General features: G+C 41.6%; 25 protein-coding genes. 10 read left to right on the top strand and 15 right to left on the bottom strand.

What is annotated here, in order from left to right; genetic code table 11:
- Positions 1 to 44: 44 nt before the first annotated feature.
- The 10 genes from DFQ04_RS13665 to DFQ04_RS13710 all read right to left on the bottom strand — a co-directional run bounded on the left by DFQ04_RS13665 (position 45) and on the right by DFQ04_RS13710 (position 9,668).
- Positions 45 to 1,565, bottom strand: a complete 1,521-nt coding sequence (locus DFQ04_RS13665) for an arylsulfatase (RefSeq protein WP_133556761.1) — start codon at positions 1,563 to 1,565, stop codon at positions 45 to 47.
- 108 nt (positions 1,566 to 1,673) lie between these two features.
- Entirely contained in the window at positions 1,674 to 3,089 is a 1,416-nt protein-coding gene (locus DFQ04_RS13670; RefSeq protein ID WP_133556763.1) for an alanine/glycine:cation symporter family protein, read from the bottom strand.
- Between the two features lie 228 nt (positions 3,090 to 3,317).
- The gene (locus DFQ04_RS13675) at positions 3,318 to 3,590 is read right to left on the bottom strand and encodes a DUF4242 domain-containing protein (RefSeq protein ID WP_133556765.1); all 273 of its coding nucleotides are present in this window, start codon (positions 3,588 to 3,590) and stop codon (positions 3,318 to 3,320) included.
- Between the two features lie 207 nt (positions 3,591 to 3,797).
- Positions 3,798 to 4,709, bottom strand: a complete 912-nt coding sequence (locus DFQ04_RS13680; RefSeq protein WP_208110538.1) for a sugar phosphate isomerase/epimerase family protein — start codon at positions 4,707 to 4,709, stop codon at positions 3,798 to 3,800.
- 123 nt (positions 4,710 to 4,832) lie between these two features.
- On the bottom strand, positions 4,833 to 5,603 hold the full coding sequence (locus DFQ04_RS13685) for a DUF6090 family protein (protein ID WP_133556766.1): 771 nt from the start codon (positions 5,601 to 5,603) through the stop codon (positions 4,833 to 4,835).
- A 98-nt stretch (positions 5,604 to 5,701) separates the two neighbouring features.
- A complete protein-coding gene (locus DFQ04_RS13690) occupies positions 5,702 to 6,946 on the bottom strand; it encodes a DUF4153 domain-containing protein (RefSeq protein WP_133556768.1) in 1,245 nt (414 codons plus the stop codon).
- Between the two features lie 31 nt (positions 6,947 to 6,977).
- Complete coding sequence (gene creD / locus DFQ04_RS13695) at positions 6,978 to 8,342, bottom strand: cell envelope integrity protein CreD (protein WP_133556770.1); 1,365 nt, start codon at positions 8,340 to 8,342, stop codon at positions 6,978 to 6,980.
- Between the two features lie 37 nt (positions 8,343 to 8,379).
- Positions 8,380 to 8,706: a hypothetical protein gene (locus tag DFQ04_RS13700; RefSeq protein WP_133556771.1), complete on the bottom strand. Its 327-nt coding sequence runs from the start codon at positions 8,704 to 8,706 to the stop codon at positions 8,380 to 8,382.
- 52 nt (positions 8,707 to 8,758) lie between these two features.
- Positions 8,759 to 9,052, bottom strand: a complete 294-nt coding sequence (locus tag DFQ04_RS13705; RefSeq protein ID WP_133556773.1) for a winged helix-turn-helix domain-containing protein — start codon at positions 9,050 to 9,052, stop codon at positions 8,759 to 8,761.
- Position 9,053: 1 nt separating this feature from the next.
- On the bottom strand, positions 9,054 to 9,668 hold the full coding sequence (locus tag DFQ04_RS13710) for a hypothetical protein (protein WP_133556774.1): 615 nt from the start codon (positions 9,666 to 9,668) through the stop codon (positions 9,054 to 9,056).
- Between the two features lie 152 nt (positions 9,669 to 9,820).
- Between DFQ04_RS13710 and DFQ04_RS13715 the strand changes: the two genes are divergently transcribed.
- Positions 9,821 to 11,512: a GMC oxidoreductase gene (locus tag DFQ04_RS13715; protein WP_133556776.1), complete on the top strand. Its 1,692-nt coding sequence runs from the start codon at positions 9,821 to 9,823 to the stop codon at positions 11,510 to 11,512.
- Here DFQ04_RS13715 and DFQ04_RS13720 read toward each other — a convergent pair.
- The 4 genes from DFQ04_RS13720 to DFQ04_RS13735 form a co-directional block, all read right to left on the bottom strand.
- Positions 11,509 to 11,844 (bottom strand): n-acetylglutamate synthase, encoded by a 336-nt coding sequence (locus DFQ04_RS13720; protein WP_133556778.1) that lies wholly within the window; start codon positions 11,842 to 11,844, stop codon positions 11,509 to 11,511. The two genes, DFQ04_RS13715 and DFQ04_RS13720, sit on opposite strands and share 4 nt — an antisense overlap.
- Positions 11,845 to 12,112: 268 nt before the next feature.
- Positions 12,113 to 13,270, bottom strand: a complete 1,158-nt coding sequence (locus DFQ04_RS13725; RefSeq protein ID WP_133556780.1) for an alpha/beta hydrolase — start codon at positions 13,268 to 13,270, stop codon at positions 12,113 to 12,115.
- A gap of 17 nt (positions 13,271 to 13,287) precedes the next feature.
- A complete protein-coding gene (locus tag DFQ04_RS13730; RefSeq protein ID WP_133556782.1) occupies positions 13,288 to 14,481 on the bottom strand; it encodes an esterase in 1,194 nt (397 codons plus the stop codon).
- Between the two features lie 160 nt (positions 14,482 to 14,641).
- Positions 14,642 to 15,664, bottom strand: a complete 1,023-nt coding sequence (locus DFQ04_RS13735; protein ID WP_133556784.1) for an alpha/beta hydrolase — start codon at positions 15,662 to 15,664, stop codon at positions 14,642 to 14,644.
- A 217-nt stretch (positions 15,665 to 15,881) separates the two neighbouring features.
- On the opposite strand from DFQ04_RS13735, the gene DFQ04_RS13740 reads away from it, so the two are divergent.
- The 6 genes from DFQ04_RS13740 to DFQ04_RS13765 all read left to right on the top strand — a co-directional run bounded on the left by DFQ04_RS13740 (position 15,882) and on the right by DFQ04_RS13765 (position 22,037).
- Positions 15,882 to 16,709 carry a helix-turn-helix domain-containing protein gene (locus DFQ04_RS13740; RefSeq protein ID WP_133556786.1) on the top strand — a complete coding sequence of 276 codons (828 nt, stop codon included), beginning with the start codon at positions 15,882 to 15,884 and terminating at the stop codon, positions 16,707 to 16,709.
- A 157-nt stretch (positions 16,710 to 16,866) separates the two neighbouring features.
- Positions 16,867 to 18,231 carry a vanadium-dependent haloperoxidase gene (locus tag DFQ04_RS13745; protein ID WP_133556787.1) on the top strand — a complete coding sequence of 455 codons (1,365 nt, stop codon included), beginning with the start codon at positions 16,867 to 16,869 and terminating at the stop codon, positions 18,229 to 18,231.
- Between the two features lie 22 nt (positions 18,232 to 18,253).
- Positions 18,254 to 18,655, top strand: a complete 402-nt coding sequence (locus DFQ04_RS13750) for a hypothetical protein (RefSeq protein WP_133556789.1) — start codon at positions 18,254 to 18,256, stop codon at positions 18,653 to 18,655.
- A 69-nt stretch (positions 18,656 to 18,724) separates the two neighbouring features.
- Positions 18,725 to 20,344: a hypothetical protein gene (locus DFQ04_RS13755; RefSeq protein ID WP_133556791.1), complete on the top strand. Its 1,620-nt coding sequence runs from the start codon at positions 18,725 to 18,727 to the stop codon at positions 20,342 to 20,344.
- Positions 20,345 to 20,505: 161 nt separating this feature from the next.
- The gene (locus tag DFQ04_RS13760; RefSeq protein WP_133556793.1) at positions 20,506 to 21,240 is read left to right on the top strand and encodes a cytochrome b/b6 domain-containing protein; all 735 of its coding nucleotides are present in this window, start codon (positions 20,506 to 20,508) and stop codon (positions 21,238 to 21,240) included.
- Between the two features lie 53 nt (positions 21,241 to 21,293).
- Positions 21,294 to 22,037: a molybdopterin-dependent oxidoreductase gene (locus DFQ04_RS13765; RefSeq protein WP_133556795.1), complete on the top strand. Its 744-nt coding sequence runs from the start codon at positions 21,294 to 21,296 to the stop codon at positions 22,035 to 22,037.
- A 30-nt stretch (positions 22,038 to 22,067) separates the two neighbouring features.
- On the opposite strand, the gene DFQ04_RS13770 is transcribed toward DFQ04_RS13765, so the two are convergent.
- On the bottom strand, positions 22,068 to 23,000 hold the full coding sequence (locus DFQ04_RS13770; RefSeq protein ID WP_133556797.1) for a nucleoside hydrolase: 933 nt from the start codon (positions 22,998 to 23,000) through the stop codon (positions 22,068 to 22,070).
- A 168-nt stretch (positions 23,001 to 23,168) separates the two neighbouring features.
- Here DFQ04_RS13770 and DFQ04_RS13775 point away from each other — a divergent pair, with 168 nt between their 5' ends.
- The 3 genes from DFQ04_RS13775 (at position 23,169) to DFQ04_RS13785 (ending at position 26,153) form a co-directional block, all read left to right on the top strand.
- Positions 23,169 to 24,044 carry a carbon-nitrogen hydrolase gene (locus tag DFQ04_RS13775; protein ID WP_133556799.1) on the top strand — a complete coding sequence of 292 codons (876 nt, stop codon included), beginning with the start codon at positions 23,169 to 23,171 and terminating at the stop codon, positions 24,042 to 24,044.
- Between the two features lie 3 nt (positions 24,045 to 24,047).
- Entirely contained in the window at positions 24,048 to 25,121 is a 1,074-nt protein-coding gene (locus DFQ04_RS13780) for an agmatine deiminase family protein (protein WP_133556801.1), read from the top strand.
- A 180-nt stretch (positions 25,122 to 25,301) separates the two neighbouring features.
- Positions 25,302 to 26,153 (top strand): alpha/beta hydrolase fold domain-containing protein, encoded by an 852-nt coding sequence (locus DFQ04_RS13785; protein ID WP_243739690.1) that lies wholly within the window; start codon positions 25,302 to 25,304, stop codon positions 26,151 to 26,153.
- The last annotated feature ends 113 nt before the right edge of the window (positions 26,154 to 26,266 follow it).

Raw genomic sequence — 26,266 nt, forward strand, 5'->3', positions numbered from 1 at the left:
AATTAGCTCTACTCCATCGATTTTCCAGTGACAAAAGTCCAAGGCTAGGGGTTGCTGACTTTCTTTTTCCAGTCCGAAAACAAAGCAGAAAGCTCCTGAACCTTTCCCGAATTCTCATTGGCTAAATTGTTGGTTTCATAAGGATCTTGACTCAAGTCATACAATTCCCACTCTGCTGATTTGCCGTACGCTACCAGTTTCCAGTTTCCTTTTCTTACGGCCTTTCCCACTGACCATTCCCAAAATAGGGGAGCGTTTCTGTCAGAAACCTGGCCATTTGCCGCTGGAAGCAAACTAAGCCCTGAGCTGGGTAAAATCTTCTCTCCATTCAACTCCTCAGGATACTCCGCATCTGCCAAGTCTGCCAAAGTGGGTAAAATATCAATCAAATGAGCCGGGAATGGACTGATCGCATTCTTCTGCTTCAATCCTTTGGGCCATGAGATGATTAGAGGAGTTTTGATTCCTCCTTCGTGGGAGTAGTTTTTGTAGAGGCGGAGAGGAGTGTTGCCCACATTAGCCCAATCCTGTCCCAAGGAAGTCCATTGGCCAACAGTTCCGATCTTGCCATCTCCCGGAATAGTTACCATTTCAGCCGAGGCTCCATTATCTGAGAGAAAAATAAAGACGGTATTTTCCAGTTTGCCTATCTCACGAAGTTTTTGGATCACTTCTCCTATCTTTTGATCCATACGGTCAATCATGGCAGCGTACACTTCCATTTTCTGCTCTTCAATCCTTTTCAAGGAATCAGAAAGAGAATTCCATGGAATGTGGGAGGCTTCACTCAGGGGAAGATTAGGGTCTATCAATCCCAATTTTTTCTGCTTTTCGAATCGGGCAGCCCGGATAGCTTCATAGCCTGCTTTGTATTTTCCTTTGTATTTGGCAATGTCTTCCGGCCAAGCCATTAAAGGATCATGAGGGGCTGTGTAGGCCAGGTAAAGGAAAAATGGATTTTCTTCTGCCTTGTATTCTTCCAACCAAGACAAGGCAAACTTGGTAAAATAGTCTGTAGAGTAATAGTCTTTGGGAGGGGAATAGGGTTGATAGAGAGTTCGGTCCTCATAGAAAGGTCGGTCAGGTCTTTTTTGGGCAGGCTGGGCTTCCCCTTCTCTTTTTGGACCGGGATTGAAATGATTGGATGCCCCTTCTTTGAGTCCATAATATCTGTCAAAACCTCTATCCATGGGATGATCAAAGCCGTGATGCTTTCCTGCCCAAAGGGTACGGTATCCAGCTGATTGAAGGAGTTCCCCGAGTGTAATTCCATTTTTCAAGGGCTGGTTATAGGTGGCTTCGTAGCCCACTTCCTGAGCATAGAGTCCTGTCATCAGTGCAGCTCTGGAAGGATTGCACTTTGAGGTATTGTACATCTGGGTGAAGCGCACTCCATTTTCTGCCAGCCAGTCCAGATTGGGTGTTTCGACTTCGCTTCCATAGCATCCTATATCCGACCAACCCAGATCATCCGCCAGAATCAAAACGATATTGGGCTTGGCATCAGGTTTTTCCGGATTGGGGAAAAGGGGAGCTAGTAAAAGAAAAAGCAGGAAAATCGGCATGGTCAATCTGGATTAGGAATTAAAAAAGATAAGGAATCTTTCCAGAAAGACTATCAGGATGCGAAGGGTCAGAAACAAAAAAAGCAGGGGATTAGCCCTGCTTTAGTTTTATTTTTCCGACGATTCCTGGTCAAACCCCTCGAAATTGTAAACCGGATCTTTTCCGGCATCCTTTTGCTTTTTGTAGTCTTTAAGCGCTGCCAATGCTGGTTTTCTCAGGAGAAGAATAGCAATCACATTCAGCCATGCCATCAAACCTACCCCGATGTCCCCAAAAGTCCATGCAAGTTCGGCTGTGCGAATAGATCCGTAATAGGTAGCAATCAAGATCAGAATTCGGAGTACATGTAGCGGCCATTTTTGCTGCTTATCCTTCATCAGATAGCTCAAATTGGTCTCTGCGATGTAGTAATAAGCCATAATGGTCGTAAAGGCAAAGAACATCAGAGCAATGGCCACAAATCCTGAACCTACCAAAGGAAAATGCTCGCTAATGGCCATCTGGGTAAATTCGGGACCAATAGTGATTCCGGGGAGATTTTCCACGATATAGCCTCCCTCAGGATCCATGACATTGTATTGTCCGGTGAAAAGGATCATAAAGGCAGTCGCAGTACATACAAACAAAGTATCGATGTAGACTGAGAAAGCCTGAACCAAACCCTGCTTAGCTGGGTGACTTACCTCAGCAGCCGCAGCAGCATGTGGGGCGGTACCTTGTCCAGCTTCGTTGGAATAAATACCCCGCTTGATTCCCCAAGAAATAGCCATTCCGAAAACTCCGGAAAACATAGCTTCGGTATTGAAAGCCGAGCTGATGATCAGTTTGAATACATTAGGGATCTCTGAGAAATTCAGAGAGATGATAACTACTGCCAAAATGATATACCCCATGGCCATAAAAGGAACCACGAATTCAGCTACTTTTCCGATTCGCTTAATTCCTCCGAAAATGATCATTGCCAAGAATAGGCAAACGACTAATCCCGTGATCTCAGTAGGTACTTCAAAGGCAGTACTCATGCTCAAGGCGATGCTGTTGCTTTGAACTCCCGGAAGAAGAAAAGACATACTCAACATGGTCACCAAAGCGAAAAGCACGGCATACCATTTAACTCCCAATCCCTTTTCGATATAAAAAGCAGGTCCACCTCGGTATTGTCCGTCTTGGACTTCCTTATAAATCTGGCCCAAAGTGGCTTCGATATAGGCTGAGGCTGAACCTAAAAAGGCGATCACCCACATCCAAAAGATGGATCCCGGTCCTCCCATTCCGATTGCGGTTGCCACACCGGCGATATTTCCTGTTCCAATTCTTCCAGAGAGTGCCAAAGCAAAAGCCTGGAAAGAGGAAACTCCTTGTTGGGATGATTTTCCGGAGAAAAGAAGCCTAAGCATTTCTCTGAAATATCGGACTTGAACAAATCCTGTACGGATAGAAAAATAAATGCCTGCTCCCAGGCATAGTAAAATTAAGGCGTTACTCCAGATCAGGTTATTGATCGAGTAGATAAATTGCTCCATTGGTTTTGTTTTCGTGGTAAGGGTCTGGGGAAAGGCTCCAAAATGGGAACGTTTCCCTTGCAAACTCATTGAAGCTTTCAAATATAGGGGCTAAAGCTAGTTTTACCCAGAATTTTGGGATAAAAGGCCAATTTGGAGACCGGATTAACTCAGAAAGTAAGGTTTAGCTCAAAAAAAAGCCGTAGCGAAAAAATAGGGCTACGGCTTCAACATGGAAAACAAAAAGTATTATTCGGCGGTCGTGGGATCAATAATGGCACTTACTTTAGCGACCACATTTGCAGGAAAACCTCCCTGGGTAGCATGCTCTCGTACCATATCTTCATTGGGTGCATTGTAGATGCAATAAATTTTGTCACCGGTCACATAGCTATGGACCCACTGAATTTCCGATCCCATTTTGGAAAGGACTCCGCAAGAAGTTTGAGAGATGGCTTTCAAATCAGCAGCTGAAAACTTTCCTGCTCCGGGGATTTCTCGTTCAATTACGAATTTTGGCATAATTACAAAGTTTTTGATGGCCTACTCTAAATGGTTTTCGGCATCTCCAATTCGAAAAAATATGGATCTATTTTTCTGAACGTAAATAAGTTAGATTTTTTTTTGATTCCTTTTTCAAATTATTTTTTTCGAAATTCTGCTTTAGTAAAAAATGCAAAAAAAAGCCGGTTTTAAACCGGCTTTCTATGTTTAACACTGGGTTGGAATTTATTCAAACCCGAATTTCTTTAAGCCTTCGTGGCTGGTTTTGATAGCTTCCATAGGGTCTACGCCGAAGGTATTGTCCTGCTCTACCAAATAGAATTCCATACCTGACTTAGCTTTTTGAGCAAGTATTCTTGCAAAGTCAATCTGACCAGTTCCGACAGGAGCGAAGTTTCCTTCTGCATTCATGTCCTTCACGTGCCAAGCCTTGAATCTTCCCGGATATTTTTCAAAATAGGTCAAAGGATCTACCTCTGCTTTGGTCACCCAAAACAAATCCATCTGGAAGTTGACAAACTCTGGGTTACACTTTTCCAATAGGATGTCTTCGATCACTGTTCCGTCAGCCATTGGCTTGAATTCGAAGTCGTGGTTGTGATAAAGTAATTTCAATCCGGCTTGAGAGCACTTTTCTCCCAAAGTATTCATGATGGAAACCAACTCATCTGCGGTGCCTTTCATACCCATGGAGCGAGTAGCAGGATCAAAAGTAAACATGCCCATAGGAGGGACTGGAATTACGAAATAAGAAATTCCGGCAGCTTTCACATCTGCAATCAATTGGTCAGCATTGTCCATATTGACCATGCCCATATGAGCACTTATGGCTTTTAGACCGAGGGATTCCAAGTAAGCTTTGAATTCAGAAGGAGTCATTCCATAGAATTTTCCATCCTCATAGTTTGCCGCTTCTACGTAAGCGTATCCGGCATCAGCAACAGCCTGAAGTGTAGCCTTTGGATTGCTTGCCATAGAATCACGAACGGTGTAAAGTGCAAGGCCTCCGAAATTGGTAGGAGCCATTTGGGTGGTGTCAGCAGTTTCGGCTGAATCTCCTGAATTGGAAGAGCAGGAGGATAAAATCAGAGTTGATGCAAAGAACATTGCAGCCAACCCGAATGCTAGGTTTTTCATTTTTGATTGGTTTAAGTAGGGGTGAATTTACCCATTTCTGCCAAAAAAGGCCGAATTATTATCCAAGTTTGCCCGAGGTGGTATAGGTGGTCGGAAATTGATTTTTGGAATGAATCCACAATTTTATTCAGCAATAGCCAAATCAATTGCTTGCTGGATTGCCTCTAAATCCTTCAATAAAGGTTTATAATGAGCTTCTTCTGTGGCTTGGGTAGCTAGGATAAATTGGAGGAGGTTGTTTTCAAAAAACTGCTGATCCAAAAGGGAAAGATTACTCACGGATTCCTTTGCCTGAGGAACGCCAATCACTTGTTCGGTAATTCCGCTTTGGTCTAGGATTGTCCGGAGGCTGTATTGATTTTGGCTGAAGGAATTTATAATCAGTTTTCTCTGCTCAGAGAGTTCATTTTCCTGATTTGATATATCGTCTAAGGTGGCCAGCCAATTGGTGAGTTTGACACGAAGCTCGTTTTCAGTCAGATCTTTCAAGCTGCCCGAATTGATCATTTCTTCGAGTAGGGAATTATTTGGATTATAGGAAATGTCAGAGGCAAAGGTTTGGTACAATAGTTCAGAAAATTCTTTTTCAGTGGGTTTTTCCAAACCTGGTCGGCAGTAGCTTAGAATTTGCTTTGCTCCATCCAGATTACTTTGGTTGACCCGGATCAATTCCTCCAATTTTGCACGACTGATTTGAAATTCATTTTTCAGGCCTTGGAGATAGGTTTGTTCTTTTTTCAATCGCTGTCTTTGGAGATTTTGATTGTTAATTGCTAAGGCGATTAGAATTCCGATGACCACTAAGACAATTTCCCCAAAGGCATAGATGAGGTAATTTTTGAGTCTTTTTTCGCTTAGTAGTTTTCTTCTGAGGTTTCTGAATAGTTTGAGCATGAGCTGACTATTTCCGCAGGAAATGGATTGGTACGTGGGAAAATAAAAGAAAAAGGCCTTTTCCCCTAGGAAAAAGGCCTTTTTTAGAATTTGAAACTTTATTTAAATCCAAAAAGCCAAGGAAATCCAAATACCACCAATGCTGTCCAAAGGAAATAAATAGGCAAATACCGGACGATGGTCAATCCCACTTCCTCCAGTTTTGATTTCCCCTGAACAGTTCGGATGAGGTTTTTGCTGACCATCAAAAGATGAATCAGCATCAGGATATTGACTCCAAGCACAGCCATACGATTGGGAGTGATTCCCCATTCTGAAATTCGAAATGCAATTGCCGAAAGGGCAATTCCGTTGACAATTACCGTGATTATAGACAGTGACATTAATACCCAATTTCCCATTTTGTTTTTTCCTTCTTCGGCTGATTCTGCTACTGAGAAAAAGATCAAGCCCATCACCCCGATGAGGAGCATATTGAAGAGCAAGAGAAACTCCCGGTCATTGTAGGGGTCTTTCCCAGAATAAATAATTGCTCCCAGATAGATCACCAGCATAATCAGGACAAGAGGGCTGAAGATTTTGGCCACGATAGGTGAGACTTTATTGACCAATTGGGGATTGGTTTGGGTGAGGTGAGTGGCTACCAAAGGAGCTGAAGCCAGTCCGAAAACTGCAATCCATTCCATATAAAACTTTTCGATTTTGATTCCGATCAAGCCGAAAAGTCCAATAGTAATTCCGGACATCAATAAGCCCGAAAGCAAAAGAATCGCGCCCATCACCACCGCGTCTCCATTGAATCGGAGGTAATCCAGCCTGCCTGGTAAGTAGCCCATCTTGCCTTCAACAAATGAAAATCCCAATACTGCCCAAAGCAAAAGTGGCAGGTGGATGCAGGCAAGGACAAGGGTGTCACTTTCTGAATTGTCGGGGAGTAAATTGATATAAACCAAGCTGATGGCGATAATCCCGGCAATTTTTCCCCAAACCTGAGCGTCGGTTTTGTTTTTCCATAGGAAATAAGCACTTACAAAGGGAAAGGCGACAAAGGCCATATTTCTGGGGTAAAAGAATTCTTCATCTATGGAAAAGATGGCGGGAAACTTGGCAAAGAATCCTGCGATTAAGGCGGCGATGATTACAAATTGCCATTCCTTTCTAGATCCCCAAGAGATGGATTCCGATTCAAAATTCAATCGTTCATTCCAAAAATCCGCCAGTGCCTGGCCTTTGATTTCCGGGTAAATGGAATTGAATTCCTGCTTAAAATGGCTTTTGTTTTTGCGATAGAGTTTTTCCAGTTCTGATGGCTTATCTATGTTTGATTGGATCTGATTTTTCATAGTGATTTAATTTTTGGGTTGCCTACAATGTTTATGATCGGGAGGTTTGTGAATTTAATTCAGACATATTTCCTTTTTCCCAATTTATATTTCTGGATAAGTACATGGTGATCGCTAGCGCAATAAATAGCCCAATACTACCCAAGAGTAAGGCAAAATCTTCCTGTTTGATGATAATGAAGATGAAGGCATAAAATGCACCTAGAATGCTGGAAAATAGAATGGTTTGATTGGTTTTTTTAAATATCGTCTTGGAATAAAACCCTAAAAGGAGTGTTGTTGCTACGGATGCTATTAGATAGGCGAGTCCAAATCCCAAATGCTCAGAAAAGGCAATCAATAAAACGTAGTAAATAACTAAAGCAAAACCAACCAAGGTATATTGAACTGGGTGGATACTTTTTTTGGTGAATAGCTCCATCATATACAAAGCAAGAAAGCTCAAAACAATGATCAACAAGGCGTATTTAGCCGTTCTAATGTTTTGCTGGTATTGGTCATTTGGTACGGAAAGGGTTACTCCAAATCCGCTTCCGGAGAAATCAGGAAAATTTCCAAGAAATTCTTGTCCAAAGGGACGATTTAGGTGAGATACTTGCCAAGAACTTTCAAAACCGTTTTCTGAAATTGTTCTTGATTCAGGTAGGTATTCGCCTTGGAAACTTGGTGAATTCCAATTGCCTTTCAGACTCATTTTCGTATTCTTTCCTAAGGGTGTGGCAAAGAAATTTTTACTTCCTCTAAGGCTTAAATTCCCCACAAATGACAAGCCTGAATTCACATATTCACTGGGAATGCTGAGTTGGATTCCCTCTTCGCCTGTATTACTGTTAAAAAATGGCTCCATTTCAAGCAGTTCTTCACTCACCTGAAATTCTGGTGTGCCAACCAATCCTCTCAGGTCACTGATTTGAAGAAATAGTTTTGATTCGTCCCAAATGACCTGTTCTGGTAAGATTTTTAGTTTTTCCAGGGGTAATTCAGGGAATTTTCCTACTAGAGAAATTGAATTAGTATAAACCGGAACTTCAAAAATTCCTCTATGCAGGGATTCTGAAAGAAGATTCCCCTTTATTTCTAAGTTTTCTGGAAGGAAGAATGCATGTTTTTTTTCCTTTTTGGATTTTTTCTCCTTTCCATCCAAATATTCTACATTTTCCCAAAATGAAATTTTGAGGTAAGGGCCAATTAAAGTTTGTTCATTTGACCATTTGGATTGTATTTCCATCTCAGTATCCTGAAGCCTCACATATCTTTCGTCAATGAGATCCAAAATGAATGATTTGGGAATCAGCAAAAGTCCTGCAATAATGCCAATGACTATAAGCTTAAAACTTGGAGTATCAGTGAATGATCTTTGATTTTGGATAGGGGTTGGTTTTTCAAAAGTGTTCATAACATTAAGAGGAAAGGTAGATTTAATTGAAGGAGTATTAATGCCAATGCCCAGTTAGGTTAAAGGCCAATACTGAGCTTATCCAGATAATGAGGAAGTAGATTATGCAGGAGTAAAGGATGGCAATGAGCTTTGTATTTCCGCTAGGAAACCAATGGAATCCCATGAGGTAAAAGAAGATTCCACCGGTAGCTCCTCCGGCTGGGATAATCAGCAAGGGGAAAACCATCCATAAGGCATAGCTTTCTGAATTGGCAATGATCAGAAATAGGAGCAAGGAGGTGGGAAGAATTGCTCCCAAAATGGCCGGGAGAAGGAGAGAATTTGGTTCGAGACCAAGAGGGGATTTAAGTAAAGGGTTCATGGTTTGTTTGTTTGAAAGTACTTTGTAATTCAAAGTGAATGGATAAATTTTTTTAGGTTTTGTTTTGGTTGATCAAATTTTCCAGGAATTCCAGATGACTTTGGAAGGCTGATTTTCCCTCCTGAGTGGCGGAATAATTGGTTTGAGGCTTTCTGCCAACGAAGGATTTTTCTACTTGGATATAACCTTGGTTTTCCAGATTTCTCAGGTGGGAGGCCAGATTTCCATCGGTTACATCCAGGAGTTCCTTGAAAGAATTGAAGTCAAACTGCTCATTCACCATCAAAATGGACATGATGCGCAGCCGAACTACATTTTCAAAAGCCTTGTCGTAAGTCCCCTTCACCTTATCGATCGTATTTGTAATACATCATGGATCCGTAGATCACATGCAAAACTCCAAAGCCCAAGGCCCAAAGAATAAGCCCATATTCAGGATGAAATGCAGCTATCAATCCCAAGATCACCTGTCCCAAACCCAGATTTTTGATTTCACTTAAGGTGAAATGCGAAGCATTGAATAATCCCAAGCCATAAAAGGTCAAGGTAGAGGCTGCCAGAAAATGAAAATAACCTTCGTGAATCAAGGCAAAGGAGAAAAGTCCTCCTGCAAACACCGGAATAAAAAGAGCACTGAAGAATCTTTTCCCGGCAGGAGACCAAAACTTCTGAGCATTCTTTTTACTCTTTTTTTGAGAAAGCAGGTAAGCCGAACCTAAAGCTAAAATCAAAACAGCCAAACCAGTAAGCAGACCCAGATTTAGGATTTCTCTGGTTGAAAGAAGTTGGCTTTCCACTGCACCTAGGCTTGCGGGGGAGTAAATCCAATACCAAAGCATTCCTGCACCAATCAGCGCATAAATTCCTGCCAAAATACCTGAAAGGCCACTTAAGGAAAGGAAGCGGGTGGACCGCTCCATCATGGCTTTGATTTCGGCTAATTCTTGTTCGGGTTTTTTCATTTTAAAAGTACTTTGAGATACAAAGTAAAATAAGAATTTCGAATAAAAATGGGTTAGCTCAGAAATTTTAGAAAAATTTAGAGATCGGTAGTTGATGGTCCATAGTCTATGGACCATGGACAATACAATTAACAACAACCCATTCCCTAAATATGGAAAATACCTTTGATGCAATTGTAGTAGGTTCAGGAATCTCAGGAGGCTGGGCAGCGAAGGAACTTTGCGAAAAAGGTTTGAAAACTTTAGTTCTCGAGCGGGGTCGTTCCGTTGTTCACAACAAAGATTATCCAACTGCTACACTCAGACCTTGGGAAGTTCCGCATCGGGGCTGGGTGACTCAGGAATATTTAGAAAAGAATCCTTTGATCAGCAAGGCAGCCGGATTCGGTGAGGAGACCAAGCATTTTTTTATCCAAGATCAAGACCATCCCTATGTTCAGGAGAAACCCTTTGATTGGATTCGAGGGTATCAAGTCGGAGGGAAATCCTTGACTTGGGGTAGGGCTACTCAGCGATGGAGTAAGTATGAATTCAAAGCTCCGGAAATTCAGGGGTATGGAATGAATTGGCCGATTGGCTATGAGGATGTGGATCCTTGGTATTCCCATGTGGAGAAGTTTATCGGAGTCTGTGGAACTCGAGATGGAATTGAAGCCATGCCAGACGGGGAGTTTTTGAAGCCTTTTCCTTTTAATTGCGCAGAGGATTACATGAGCCAAAAAATCAAGGAAAACTATCCGGATCGTCACATGGTACATGCCCGATGGGCTCATTTGACAGATCCTCAAGAAATCCATTTGCAGCAGGGAAGAGGACAATGCCAAGCCAGAAATATGTGCATGAGAGGATGTCCCTTCGGTGGATATTTTAGTTCGGTTTCATCCACTTTGCCCTGGGCGGAACGAACGGGAAATCTTACTATCCGGCCCCATTCCGTTGTTCATTCCATTCTTTACGATGAGGCTACTGGTAAGGCAACTGGAGTAAAAGTAATCGATGCAGAGACCAAAGAAGTTCATGAATTCAGAGCCAGAATTATCTTTTTGAATGCTTCGGCGCTAAACAGCGTCTTGGTTTTATTGAATTCCAAGTCCAATCGATTCCCTAATGGGTTGGGAAATGACCATGATCTTTTGGGTCGATATGTGGCATTTCATAATTATCGGGGTTGGGTTTCCGGAGAGCTGGAGCAGTTTCAGGATAAATACTATTTCGGACGAAATCCAACGGAACCCATCATCGCAAATTTTAGGAATCTGGGCAAAAAAGACCCCAATCTTGATTTTGTGGGAGGGTATACCATTTTCTCAGGAGCTTGGAGAGGTAGGGGAAAGGAAATTTCCAACCCTTGTTTTGGTAAGGAATTCAAGGAAGCCCAAACTCAACCGGGCAATTGGCATGTGTATATGTATATGCAGGGGGAGACGATTCCTAAGTTTGAAAATCATGTTCGATTGAGCGAAACAGAAACTGATCCTTTTGGTATCCCACAATTGATTACTTCAGTCGGCTACGATCAAAATGATGAAAATATGCTTCAAGATTTTTTGAAGGAAGCTCAGGAAATGATGGAAAAATCCGGAGTGAAAAATATTGAAGCAAGTGATAGCGAGCAAGCTCCAGGATTAGATATTCATGAAATGGGAGGAGCGAGAATGGGGACAAGCCCGGAAAACTCCATGCTCAACGAATGGAACCAGTTGCATGGCTGCAAGAATGTCTTTGTGACGGATGGAGCCTGTATGACCAGTACCGGAAATCAAAGTCCTTCCATTCTTTACATGGCCTTAACTGCTCGCGCGGCGAATTTTGCGGTGGAGGAATTCAGAAAGGGGAATCTTTAAATTTCTTCCAAAATCGATTCGCCTGCCGAAAAATCTCCGGAAGTCCATTTCCATTTCTCGTAAAGGCGAATTTTCCCATTAGGCAAAATTTCTGGAGTAGAGGTACAAATTCCTGTTTGCATTTCGCCGGATGAATTGACTTGGTGGTAGCGCATGTCAATATTTCCCTCTCCATCCACCTTTCCAATTAAATGCCCTTTGATAATTTTTTCACCCTGATAGGAACAGAAGACCAGGTCATTTATTTGTTCATAAACAAAGATCATTTCCGAAGAGACTTCTCCATTTGAAGAATTTGAAATGGGTCGGAATTTTTTCTGATTGTAGTTCATTCGAGGGCTTATTGAAAAGTAGGATTTGGTTTAAAATTAAGAAGTGTATCCATCCTTAGGCATTTAAGTAAATGGAAATTAGCTCTGATGATAAATTTGAGCAACTCCCCCTTTTTCAAAGGGGGCTAGGGGGATTTTTTCAAGTAAAATTTTTCAAAATTGGTTTAGGTAAAGCAAACCGAATAGGCATAAAAATAGAAAAGAAAAGCACAGCTCTTTCGAACTGTGCTTGGGTTTAGGTTTTTTGGTATAGGTAATTAAGAAATTCTTAGAATAACATGGGAGCAAACATGGAAAGATATGTTCTCCAATTCGCCCAGGTATGGCCACCTTCGTTTTCGAAGTATTCGTGTTCAAATCCGGTTTTGTCCAAAACACTCAGGAGTCTTTTGTTGGAATCCATGACAAAGTCCTCTTTCCCGCAGGCAACCCAATATTTATGAACTCCAGTTGCTTTGAGGGCTAGGAATTTCTTTTCCATTTCAGCCATATCTGCATTAGAATCAAAGATTCCGCTGCTGAAAACGCCGATATATCCAAAAGTGCCAGGGTAGGTGATAGATGCAGTGATGGTATGGCCACCACCCATAGAAAGACCTGCCAAAGCTCTATGATCTTTGTCGGCTTTTACCCGGTAATTCTTGTCAATGTAAGGCACAACGTCTTCTACCAAGCTCTTCTCAAACTTACCTTGGAATTGAGCGAAAGTCTCACGAGTTGGGGTTGGAAGTCCAGGGATTTGTCGCAGCGTAGAAGTTTGCCAAGCATTGCCATTGGTCATGACCACCAGCATAGGCTTAGATTTTCCAGAAGCAATCAAATTATCCAAAATCAGATTTGCCCTTCCCAAAGAAGTCCAAGCATCCTCGTCTCCTCCAGCTCCGTGGAGCAAGTACAATACTGGATAGCTGTCTTTTCCAGAATCATATCCCGGAGGAGTGTAGACATACATTCTTCGTTTCGCTCCTAAGGTTGGAGAATCATACCATACCTGTGAAATGTTGCCATGTGGAGTATCATTCAATTGATAAACGTCAGAACCCTCACCAGGAATCATCAATAAACTTGCATACCTCGTGCCGTCTCGAAGGGCCTGAGGATTTGTAGGATCAATCAGAGCCACTCCATCCACGAAGAAATTGTAATGGTACATGGAGGAGGCAAGAGGCTGAATGGTCACAGACCAGACACCTTGTTCCCCCTTGGTCAAAGGCAAAGTTTCACGGAAACCCATCCAGGAACCGTTGATGGTCACTTCATTGGCTTTTTCAGAAAGGATTCGAAAAGTGACCGAATTGTCGGCATTTACCTCAGGAGAAACTACACGAGGTGCCTGCATGGCAGAGATTTCCTGAGCTTGGACTCGGCTGCCAAATCCTATCAGAAAAAGGAAGGCAATACTTCTAAGTGCTGGGTTGATTTTCATAGAAAATAGGTTTGAGGTTATTGAAATAATCTTGGTGTAAACTGGGTCAAGTAAACTCTCCAGTTTCTCCAGATATGACCGCCTTCGGATTCTACATATTCATAAGGCATTTTCATGGCGTCTAATTTGTCTCGGTATTCCTTATTGGCGGCAAAGAGAAAATCTGTTTTGCCAATAGCAATCCAATACAATTTGTAGCCATTGTCCATTTGCTTTTTCAGGGTCTCGTCAAAGTTGCTGTAAACCTTTCCTGTGGCATCTTCACGAGGCATAATCGCTGCTGAAAACAAACCCATGTAGTCAAAGGTATTTGGGTAATATCTGGAAATATGGAGGGTATGAAATCCTCCCATGGAAAGTCCAGCAATTGCGCGGTTAGATTTATCAGCCTTTACTCGGTAATTGCTTTCCACAAATTTGATGATGTCTTCAAAAGCACCCTCATAGGTTCCATCCATTGTTTTTGGAATCATGAATTGAGGCTTGTACATATTTTTGCTTCCTTCACCAGGAGCACCATCTTGGATCACATTTCCATTTGGCATTACCACAATCATTGGCTTTGCTTTTCCTTGAGCAATCAGGTTGTCCAAAATCTGTGAAGTTCGTCCTAAATTGATCCAAGCCTCCTCATCACCTCCTGCTCCGTGAAGCAGGTATAGGACGGGATAAGAATCTTTGGAGGTTTCGTATCCCGGAGGAGTGTAAACAGTAATTCTTCTGTCCATTCCCAATCCCGGAGAGTCATACCATCTTCTGGTAACTGACCCATGAGGAATGTCATTGACCATAAACAGGTCTGCGTGTCCTCCTCCTACAATAAAGATATTAGTAGCAGAAGCTACGTCCCTGATCAAAAAGGGATTGCTGGGATCCGTGGTGTTGAAACCATCCACGATAAATGAGTAGTTGTAAAGCTCAGGGCCCAAAGGCTGTGATTTGTATTCCCAAACTCCATTTTCTCCTTTGGTTAGATCGGCCTTTCCGGGTCCATCCATGGGACCTCTTGGGGTCTCCATTTTTACTGTTGGTAAAAAGTCACCGGTGACCTGAACAGCGGTAGCATTGGGAGCAAAAAGTCTAAAGGTGACTGTTTTGTCTTCGTTGACTTCGGGGGAAATGATGTTTTGAGCTCGGAAAAGGGCTTCCTGCGCCTGAGTATTCAGTATTAGCAGGAAAGCAGAAAGAATAAGCAAAAGATGTTTTTTCATAGGATTTTGGTTCTATTGTCTCAAAGTGTGAAAATAGAAAAAGGGATTGGAAATCCAAGGAGAGTTTACTCAAATGGTAAATGGTCATAGAAATGAAATGCGCGGTAGGAATCGTTTATTTCATTAGCTGAATTATTTCCTCTTTTTGATGGGATTTAGATTATTGGAAACTGAGATTTTCCGAAAAGAAAGGAAGTGCCTTGGTCTGAATTCGTTCAGCAATCCGGTTAAGGTGATCGCCTTCATAGCTTTCATAGAAGTGCTTGATTTGATAGGAATCCAAAACTTCATGCAAAGTTTTTGTTGCTTCGCTTATTCCTCTGTCCTGAAGTCCAGCATCGATAGCGATGGCTCTCAGTTTTTTGAGATTGAGGATATATTGATCCACATAATTCAGGGTACGATTTGCGATGATCTTGTTGATTACATCTTGACGTGGAGCTCCTTCTTTTGCGGGCAGATCCAGATAGAGAGGAGGGTTTTTAGGATTCGGAGCAAATGCTGCGGAAGTGGCCAAAGCTGCAATTTCAAAAAATGAGGTCCCCTGAAGTTGGTCTGGGGTCAAGCTTTCCAGTTTTTTCATCATTTCTGGATTGGTGGAGGCTGTTCCATCCATGCAGCAGGGGCTTAAGGCATAAATGGCCGAATAAACTTCCGGGTATTTCATTCCCAAGCGGAGTGTACCGTATCCACCCATGGAATGACCTGCTAATCCACGGCTTTTTTTATTGGGAAGGGTTCGATAGTTCGAGTCGACATAGTTGACCAATTCCTGAGTTATAAAAGTCTCCCAGTCCCCAATTGTAGCCGAACTCGCATACATACTGCCTTTGAATCGATTATATGCATTGGGCATCACTACAATCATCTCTTTGGAAAGTCCTTCCGCTAAAGACTGCTCGATGACATCCTGTAAGTTGATCCAATGACTTTCCCATCCAAACCATTGGGAATCATTGTCTGTAAATCCATGCAACATGTAAAGTACAGGAAATCTCTTTTCCGGATTAGACTGATAGGAAGGGGGAAGGTAAACGGTCACTTCCCGATCTGCTGGATCACCGATCAGATTGCCCTCTAGGGCTTTGCTATGAATTTTGATCCGTTCTTTGGTTCCTTTTTGTGCAAAAGTGGAGAATGTTCCGAGGCAAATTAGAAGAGCAAACAAGAAAATCTTTTTCATAGGTTCTAAGGGTTTATGGCAAGTTTAAAAGTAGGTTTTATCCTGACTTCATCCAATAACCTATAAGTTGGAAAGGGGAGATTTTTCTTGTGGATTAGTATTTTCTGCGAAAAAAAGTTTTAGAAGAATAGGATTGTTTTTTGGTATTTCTTTCAAATGAAACTATTTTTAATAGTCTGATTTTGTGGGGATTAGAAAAAATTATTTTTAAAGGATCATGATTTTCAAAAATTTTTCACCTTCACATGAATTGGCCGGCTTGGTAAAGTCCTACCATGTCCGGCATTTTGAATTTTCTCCAAAAGCTAAAATTCCTTTTAAGGCGTTTCCTCCGAGGGGGGAGCAATATTTGATTTTTTATGTGAAGGGTTGTGAAAAAATTTATCTCCAAAAGGATCAAGAAACTATAATCAGAAATAAGGCCACGCTAGTCGGGCAATCTACCCAATTGGTTTATAGAATGGTATCGCCTCAATTTTTGATTATTCAGGTTCCTTTTTACCCTGGTGCACTTCATAGACTGACGGGTATTCCTTTTGAGGAATTGAAGGATAAGAGCCTAGATTTTGAACTTTTATTTCCGATCGAAACGAGAGAAATAGAGGAAAAACTTCAAGGATGCAGGTCTTACGAGGCTATGGTTCAGTTAGTCGACCAATTATTGATTGTTCTATTTAGGAAAAAGAGTTCCATGGATAATCATCCCTCTGAAAGAGCATTACCTTATTTTTTTATTTCTGAATCAATCCAAAACGTTGATTTTCTGGCCGATGAAGCCTGTTTATCACTCCGACAATTTGAGAGGCTTTCCAAAAAGTATTTTGGGGTAGGACCCAAAACTATGCTGCGTATCAACCGCTTTTCCAAGAGTTATATTTTCAAAACCAAAAACCCTGAACTGTCCTGGTATGAAGTTTCGGCTGCCTGCGGATATGAGGATTACCAGCATATGGCAAAAGACTACAAGGATTTTTCAGGTATTACCCCTGCCCAACTTTGGGATTTAGATACCCTTAGTCCGGATAGAATTTTAGGATTAAGATAGTAGGCCCACATCCTGAAGCCATAAAGGATGTCGGTTTTTTACCACAGTATATTTTTGAGCTAGACCAATCTTTGGGTAAGAGCAAATACCGATTTGTTCTTCAAAACCCATCAATTTTTAAAGTTTAACCCATTTGTCTAACCAAAAAATCAATCCTATGAAAAAGCTATTCATCGACAAATTCAAATTAAAAAATTTATTTGGATTGGGAAGTCTACTCTTTGGAGTATCAGTTTTACTAGTATTTCAGGGTTGCTATCCTGAATTACAAACAGTTCCAGTTAGGAAAAATATGACGTGGGATCAGGGTGAAAATCTGAAGGATTCCCCGAAATACTTTCTAGCATGGAATAGACAGCTCGAAAAGGCCTACACCTTTACTCCAACTACAGGATTTCCTCCTCCCATTATTTCTAGGGTTTTTGCCATTTTCCATGTCACCATGCATGATGCAGTCAATTCTGTAGATGCCAGATATCAGACCTATGCTTCAAAGGTTTCGGATAAAAATGCTGATCCCAATGCTACGCTGATTCAGGCGATTTATGAAGTAGCCAAGACAATAGGTCCCCAAGATGCTCCGACTCAGACCAGATTTGATAGCCTATACAACGCCACCATGGCTGAGCTTAAAGACAAAGAGAAAAAGGACAAAGGTATCGCTCTTGGAAAGCAGGTCGCTCAGGCAGTGCTGTCAAAACGATCCGTTGATGGTCCGTATTTGCAATTGGTTGGATATAACCCTACGCCTCCCAATGGCACCCAGCCAGGAGAGTATAGATATCTGCCGCCACTCAATTATGCTTTGGCAGGATTTCATAAGCAACAGACTTGGGTAATTTCCAGTGCTGACCAATTCCGTCCAGAACCTCCATTTGCCATTAATAGTCCTGAATACACAGCTGATTACAACGAAGTAAAAAGCCTGGGAGCAATAAATAGTGTGACCATTTCTCCTGACGATAGAGCCTTAGGTGTTTTTTGGGCAGAAAACTCCTCAAGGGGTTGGAACCGGGTAGCGAGAGAAGTTTTGCTGCAAAACAACAAATACACAAACCTTTGGGAAACTGCAAGACTATTTGCCTTAATGCATATGGCTATAGCGGATTCATATATCGCGGTATTTGACTCCAAAATATTCTTTAACTATTGGAGACCAATTTCAGCGATTAGGTTGGGTGAAATGGATGGAAATGACCAAACCGTTGGGGACCCTTCTTGGACTCCGGTATTAGTCACTCCAGCTGTAGGAGAATATCCATCTGCCCATGCTATTTCTGGAGCTGCTGCAGGCGGGGTATTGATTTCATTTTTTGGTAAATCGGCCATTCCATTTTCTACGGACAGTGGCTATTGGCCTGGGACAAGATCTTTTAGCTCAATTGATGAGGCAGTAAGAGAAAACTCCCTTTCCAGAATTTACATCGGCTACCATTTTCGGAAAGCAATAGAAATCGGAGAAGAGAAAGGTTACGAATTGGCCCAGTTTGTTTATAGCAATGGCTTGAAGCCAGTGAAATAATTAATCAAAAGCCTCTCCTCAAATGAAAATTTCACTAAGAAAAATGGGTGTTTTTTTGCTGGCTGGCCTCCTTGGTTGTACCGAGGCCAGCCCACCTTCAGTTCAAAACAATGAAGTAGAAATTCTAGGCCTACCTTCTTTCCTTGAAGTCGTCCATGGGACAGAGGTGGAGTTAAATTTTCAAATTCAAGCTTTGGATGGACTTTCTTCCTCTAAAATCTTTCAAGACAGGATCGAAAAAGAGGTCATGACCTTTCGAGGAGAAAAGGAATCCCCAGGAAGGTATTCCCTGAAAGCTCAGATTACAGATGATGGGTTTTGGGAGCCTAGTCTCAAGGACTCAATTGAGGTAGTTATTTATGCTAGAGATGTCGATGGAGATTCTCATTCCAAGAGAGTTGTAATCAAGATTTTGGCGCCTTGATTTAAAATAATCCTTTCAAACAGATTACAAGATGACTTAGTATTTGAATGAAACCTAAATGTTATTGCTATGAAGAATTCATTTTTAGCCTACATATTCTGGATTCTCATTTTATTAATTTTAAACTCTTGCAGGGAGGAGGTAGAGTTAGATAATGGGATTATTATTGAAGGACTCCCTGAGCAAGTGGAAGTGGAGATAGATTCAGAATTAAATCTGGAGTTTACTATTGATGCTTTAGATGGATTATCTGAAATCAGACTTTCATTGAATGGGATTGAGATTGAGTCTAATAAACTTTCAGGAGAAAAATCGTTTTCAAAGGCTTTTTCATTCAATGCAGAATCGGGAAAATTTAAAGCAGCAGAGGAACTTAAACTAGTTGTTTTTGCCAGAGATAAGGATGGAGATTTTTTTGAAAAGCTTTGCCTGATTAAAATTATTGAAAGCAAAGGAAGCAGTCCAATCCAAGAAAATCCGGAATCCCCATCACCTTTTGATCCAAAAATCATTAGGGTGAAAGAGGATATTTCAGAAGATCAAATTTGGTATACCGGGAATATTTATATACTCGAAAAAAGGATAACTGTAAAGGCTCCATCCAAACTAACTATCCAAAAAGGAGTAATTGTCAAAGGGGAAACTAATCTCCAAGAAACATCAGCCTTGGTCATCTCGAGGGGAGCTAAAATAGATGCACAGGGAACTAGCGACCAGCCAATTATTTTCACATCCTCCCTTGATCTGATTTCTCCGGGAGAAACAAATCCAAAGCAAAATTTCAGCTTTTTGGATATGCATTGGTGGGACGAAGTTAGAGAAGTTGACTATTCTAAAGAAAAAGGGCTTTGGGGAGGCTTGATCATTTTAGGTAAGGCAAGAGGTTCATTTCCAGGAGATGCAATAGAGTATTCTCTAAAAGGATTTGAAGGATTCGGAGAGAGTGCCAAATATGGGGGAATGAATAATGAGGATAATTCTGGGATATTGAAAAATATATTTATCCGGTTTGCAGGAAATCGACTGGATACTGGAAAAAGAATCCCTTCCTTCACCTTGGCAGGTGTAGGATCGGGTACTATAATTGAAAATATTGAAATCTATCAAGGGGCAGAAGATGGGATTGCTATTTATGGGGGTAAGGTAAATTTATCAACGGTTATTTTAAGTCAGATTGCTGAAGATGGAGTTCAGATTGATCAGGGATGGAGTGGCGATTTGGATAATTTCATCATATTAAATACTGGTGATAATGGAATTGAAATAGAGGGACCAAAAGGAACTTTTAATAATGGGAATTATCGATTAAAAAATGGATCCATTTCTTGTTACCCCTGCAAAGGATACCTGTCTTTTCAAGAAAATTCTAATTCAATAGTTTCAACTACCTTATTCTCTTTGGCTGCAGGCCTCATGTTGGGAGAAATTCTTTTTGAATTCGGAATTAATAAAACCCCTAAATACCAGAATTCGAGCTTAGAAAATCTTGAGGTTATGATTTTTTATGACCCTTATGGAAAAATGCCTTCAGATTGGAAAGCGGCGTTTTTTAAAGATGTCCCAGAGGACAAAATCAAGAAAGTGGACTTTGACAAACATTCTGTGGGACCTTATTTAAACAAGTTTATAAGCTGGTCTTGGTTCTACCATGTTTTAGTTGAAAATAGCGCTTACATTCCTGGGATTTAAGAATTTGGAATAGGAATTCAAAAAATCGACTATTTCATTATCCAACAGATTCAATTCGTTTTACAATTTGAATCTTAAAAGATTTTCAATCTGAAAATGTATATTTAGAAAAGACCTGATTTTTAGGGCTTTTAATTCTGATTTGAAACGAATTGTCCTAAATGGAAAAACCCAAACATAAAGCCTGGGTCAAAGGGTCTCATTGGTTTGTCACCTTAAGCTTCTTTATCCTTCTGGTTACCGGATTTGAAATGACCATGGTGCACCCGAGATTTTACTGGGGGGAAGTGGGTAATGATTTGACTCCCGCACTTTTTGAAGTACCAGTCAGCATTAATTACAAGCATGGGGGTTGGGATCAGATTACGCCCTTTTCCGATGAACCTAATTCTCCGGTAACTGGAGTTCGAACATTCGACATTTTCAACCAAAATAGCTGGGGCCGGAGTTTACATTTTCTGGGAGCTTGGATTTTGGTCCTTGTTGGATTGCTTTATTTGATTTTAGGAATTTTGACCAAGCACTTTTCAAAGCATCTTTTGCCTAAGAAAAAGGAGCTTTCTAGCGAAGCGATCAAGCAGGAATTTAAACAGCATATTAATTTGAAAATTCCTCCGGCGACTTTTGGGCCTAGCTATAGCCTATTCCAAAAATCAGCCTATTTGCTGGTGATTTTCTTTCTCTTTCCAGTCATGATTCTGACGGGATTTACCATGTCTCCGGGAATTACCGCAGCCTATCCTTTTCTTTTAAAAATGTTCTTTGGTGCGCAATCTGCTAGGACCATTCACTTCTTGGCTTCGTTTACCTTGGTTCTATTTCTTTTAGTTCATTTGGTAATGATTACCAAGTCGGGGTTCAAAAATCAGCTAAAAGGTATGACCACGGGAAAATAATACTATTTGAAAACCACATTGAGATTCCTCATCTACTAATTTTTGCTTAGCTCATGAAGAAAAAACCATCATTAACCCGTCGAGATGCCCTTAAAGCGGGAGCAGTTGCTTTGGGAGGATTGCTTTTGCCTAGCTGCTCCACACCCCTACCTCCAACCTATGGGAAGATCCTACGCATGAGCGATAATCTGACCTATGTGGCGCAAAGAACCCTTCTTCCGGGTCAGGCCTTAGCCAAAGAGTATTCCTATTCTGATATTTCTTCCTTTCCGGCATTAGGCACCGTTGATCCAGGAGATAGCTCCAAGGAATACTACAGTGAGGAATATGAGAAATTGAGAAAGGGAGGTTTTGCAGACTGGAAGATCAAAATAGAAGGAAGTGTAGCCAATCCCGGATATTATTCATTGGCTGACTTACAGCTTTTCCCTAAGCAATCCCATATCACCAGACATACCTGTGAGGAAGGGTGGACTGCCATTGCTCAATGGACAGGAGTTTCTTTAGGAACAGTTTTGCAAAGTGTTGGAATCTTGCCTAGTGCCAGATATGTCAATTACTATTCCTACGATGGGTGGGCAGACAGTATTGACCTAATGGATGCCTTTCATCCTCAGACGATATTAGCCTATGGTATGAATGGAAAAAATCTTCCGATCCAGCATGGAGCTCCAGTTAGGATGAGGGTAGAAACCCAAATTGGCTATAAGAGCATGAAGTTTCTGAATAAAATTGTGGTTACGGACGAATTTTCGGAATTCGGTGACCCCAACTGGTCTTGGTTTACTGGAATTTAAATCCAAGATTATTTCATGCCACTTTGAAGATTAATTGGAAGATTTGGATTTAGATATGGCCTCCCAAAAATCATTTTCCATTTCTTGGTTTTGGATTCCGGTATGGATTTTCACCTTCCTTCGGGTATTCTCCTTTGGGGTCCAAAACTCTTCCGTTTTTGTCCATTCAGGATGAATTAAAGCCTCAATAATGGCCACATCCCACATGATCCATCGAGCTTTTTCAGGATCTTCTTTAGTCCACCAGCGGGTATAAGTTTCCCATCGATTGACCAGAAAGTCTCCCAATTCAGATTTCCCCTTGAGTTCTTGATCTACTTTGGTTTTTTCAAAAACCAAATGCTGACTGGTCGTCGCGGACATGATGGTCAGGTCAAGATTTGGTGTATCAAACAGGACATTGACAGCAATGGTGTCATTTCCGGAGTTGAATTCCTTTTTGTCGAAGGTGTTGGTGGTGGGATCATGCCAAATTCCGAGATAATGAACTTTGATTTTTGGGATAATCCTTGGCTCTTGAATAATGGCTGAGGCCACATTAGTGCAGCTACCCAAGATGACCAAATTCAATTTTTCTTTCCCTCTCATCTTCAGCGCTTCCTGAATAATAAAGTCTGAGGCCGGTGAACGCTGAGGTTCAGAAGCCGATTTTAAAGGAAAATTAGACCCGATAGGAAGGGAAATGCCTTTCCTTTCGGTAAGCTGGATCAGTTGCTCATTAATCAGCTGACTTTCTTTTACCGTAGAATCAGTCGCCAAAGGGGAGATGTGAAATTGAGCTGATGTGATCCCTATGATATCCAATTCTTGAGAATATAAGGCCCTTGCCAGAGCAAATAAGTCATCTACTTCATTAGCCGTGTCCGCATCGATGATTACTGGGATTTTATCTTTTTCAGTATTTGTACTTATTGATTGGAAAACTGGTGAGAAAAAATAAAAACTAAGAAAGAATAGAATCATTGTATTTTATTAGGTTGAAAATCCGAGTAGCAAACCTACAAAAGAGAGGGGTTTAGATCCTTATCAAAAGAACTTTTTAACCAAATCCTTACCATCATTCTTTTTCTCTTCATTTGCCATTCCCCACCTTCCAAGGTATCTTTGCAGCCTAATTTAAAACTCTTAGCCGTGGGAAATAAAAACGTCAAAGTAGGTCTGGTGCAGCTCAGTTGCTCTGGGGATGTGGCCGAAAACATGAACAAAACCATTGCAGGTGTCCGTGAGGCAGCTCAAAAAGGCGCTCAAGTGGTGGTTTTGCAGGAACTTTTCAGATCGCTTTACTTCTGCGATGTGGAGGATTACGAAAACTTCAAGTTAGCTGAAGCTATTCCCGGTCCATCGACTAATGTATTGGGCTCTTTGGCGAAGGAACTTGGAGTGGTAATCGTAGCCTCACTTTTTGAAAAGCGGGCAGAAGGCCTTTATCACAATACTACGGCTGTTTTAGATGCGGACGGAAGCTATTTGGGTAAGTATAGAAAAATGCATATCCCAGACGATCCGGGCTATTTTGAGAAGTTTTACTTCACTCCAGGTGATCTGGGCTATAAAGTATTTCCAACCAAATTCGGCAAAATTGGAGTATTGATTTGCTGGGATCAGTGGTATCCGGAAGCAGCAAGAATCACTGCCTTGAAAGGTGCAGATTTCTTGGTGTATCCAACAGCTATCGGTTGGGCTTTGCATCAGGATGAGCAAACCAACGAAGATCAATACAATGCTTGGCAGACTATTCAACGCTCTCACTCAGTAGCGAATGGAATTCCGGTCGTTTCAGTAAATCGAACTGGAATCGAAGGTCCAATGCAGTTTTGGGGAGGTTCTTTTGTTTCCAATGCCTTTGGTCGGGTGACTTATAAAGCCCCTCATTTACAGGAGGAAATCCATGTGGAGGAACTGGATTTGACGGGTTCAGATCGATACCGAACTCACTGGCCATTTTTAAGAGATCGTCGAATTGATTCCTACGATCCGATTACCAAGCGATTTCTTGACGAGGAGTAGGCCATGAAGGATATTTTCGAATTGGCAAAAACCGGAGCCGCTACTCCGGCAGAATTGGGTTATTATTTTCCTGCGGAATTCGCTCCCCAAGAATCTATGTGGCTGAGCTGGCCGCATAAGGAGGAGTCTTGGCCAGGTAAGATTCAGACCGTTTTTGCTCCCTATTCCCAGTTTATTACCGAAGTAGCCAAAGGTCAAAAGGTCAATATCAATGTAGCCAATGAGGCGATGAAGGCTTTTGCTTTAGGCCATTTGGAAAAAGCAGGAGCAGATTTGAGCCAAATAAAATTCCATTTTTTTCCAACCAATGATGCCTGGTGCAGGGATCATGGTCCAGCTTTTTTGATCAATCCAAATTCGGATGTGAAAAAGGTTCTGGTGAAATGGGATTATAACGCCTGGGGAAACAAGTATCCCCCTCATGATCTGGACAACCAGATTCCGATTCGGATTGCTGAAGAATTGGGAATTCCCTGCTTCAAACCCGGAATCGTCATGGAGGGAGGATCTGTTGAGTTTAATGGAAGAGGAACTTTATTGACTTCTACGGCCTGCTTGCTCAATGAAAACCGAAATCCGCACCTCAACCAAGCCCAAATCGAAAAATACCTTTGCGATTACTATGGAGTCAATCATATCCTTTGGGTAGGGGATGGGATCATCGGGGATGATACGGACGGACATATTGATGATATTACTCGCTTTGTGAATGCCGATACGGTGGTGACCGTGGTGGAGGAAAACAAATCCGACGAAAACCACGAGATCCTAGCTGAAAATCTGGGTATGCTTAAGAAAATGCGCCTTGAAAACGGGAAGCAACTGAATATTGTAGAGCTACCTATGCCAAGTCCGGTGATTTGGGAAGATCAGCGACTTCCGGCTTCCTATGCCAATTTTTACATTGGAAATGAAGTGGTGGTAGTGCCTACTTTCCGAGATAAGAATGACCAGAAAGCTCTGGATATTTTGTCAGGCTGCTTTCCTGAAAGAAATGTGATTGGAATAGATTCCACAGATATCATCTGGGGATTGGGGAGTTTTCACTGCCTAAGTCAGCAGGAACCGGCGGTTTAATAGGCAGTTCGCAGTGTTCAGTCCCGAGGGCTATAGGAATCAGAAGGCTCTTGGCAGCGATTCGTCTCAGTCATCAGAAGTAAATCATTGATTGATAAAAATGGCAATCCTTGGGGGTTGTCTTTTTAGTTTTACAAAACAAAACCCCACCTTTTAGGCTTTTTGAATCAAATGTTACCAATGAAATCCCTGCTTTCAATTCTGATTTGCACGATACTTTTGAGCAGTTGTGCGTTCCAATCCATCCACCGATCTAAAAACATTTCTTACCTAATGGCTGAGGATGGCTTTCCGGAAAAGCAATTGAATGTCTTTGCTCCCAAAAAGGCGAAGGACCTTCCTGTCTTGATTTTTATTCATGGTGGAAGTTGGAATAAAGGGCGAAAGGAAATTTATGATTTTATGGGAACCAGATTCGCCAGAAGGGAAGTGGTCACTGTAATTATTGATTATCCCTTGGCTCCGGAATATAAAATCCCAGCCATGGAAAAGGCTTCCGTTATGGCCGTCAAATGGGTGTATGAGAACATCGCGAAATATGGAGGTGATCCGAATAAGATGTATGTCTCAGGACATTCTGCTGGGGGTCATTTGGCTGCATTGGCAGCTATCAAGAATGAACCTTATGAGGAATTGGGATTTTCGAATCCTTTGAAAGGGGCTATTCTTAATGATCCTGCGGGTTTGGATTGGTACTGGTTTCTCACCGAGCGAAAGGAAAAATACAACGCCGAAGACAATTACGATGCGTTTACCGATAATCCAGCTGTTTGGAAGGATTATTCGCCGATCTATTATCTGACCGGGAATGAGGTTCCATTGTTGATTTTGGAAGGGGAAAAAACCTATCCCGGAATCCGGCTAACCGTGGATAGATTTAGAAAAGCAGCGGATGAAAAAGGAACGAATCTGGACTACTCTTTCTACGAAAAGAAAAAACACATCCCAATGATCACACAATACTTCTGGACCTGGAGCAAGGGGTATAAGGATGTCATGGGTTTTATGGGTGTGAGAGAATCTGAAAAATAATTCCTCTTGTCAATGAGCTGTATCGTCCTAAATAGAGTTGACCGTTTTGAAGTTGGTTTTGGTTAGAATTTGATTTTGTTCAAAGTGATCTGGTGTTAAACCTCCCAGACTTT

This window comes from Algoriphagus boseongensis (assembly GCF_004362805.1).
In the GTDB taxonomy this organism is placed as follows: domain Bacteria; phylum Bacteroidota; class Bacteroidia; order Cytophagales; family Cyclobacteriaceae; genus Algoriphagus; species Algoriphagus boseongensis.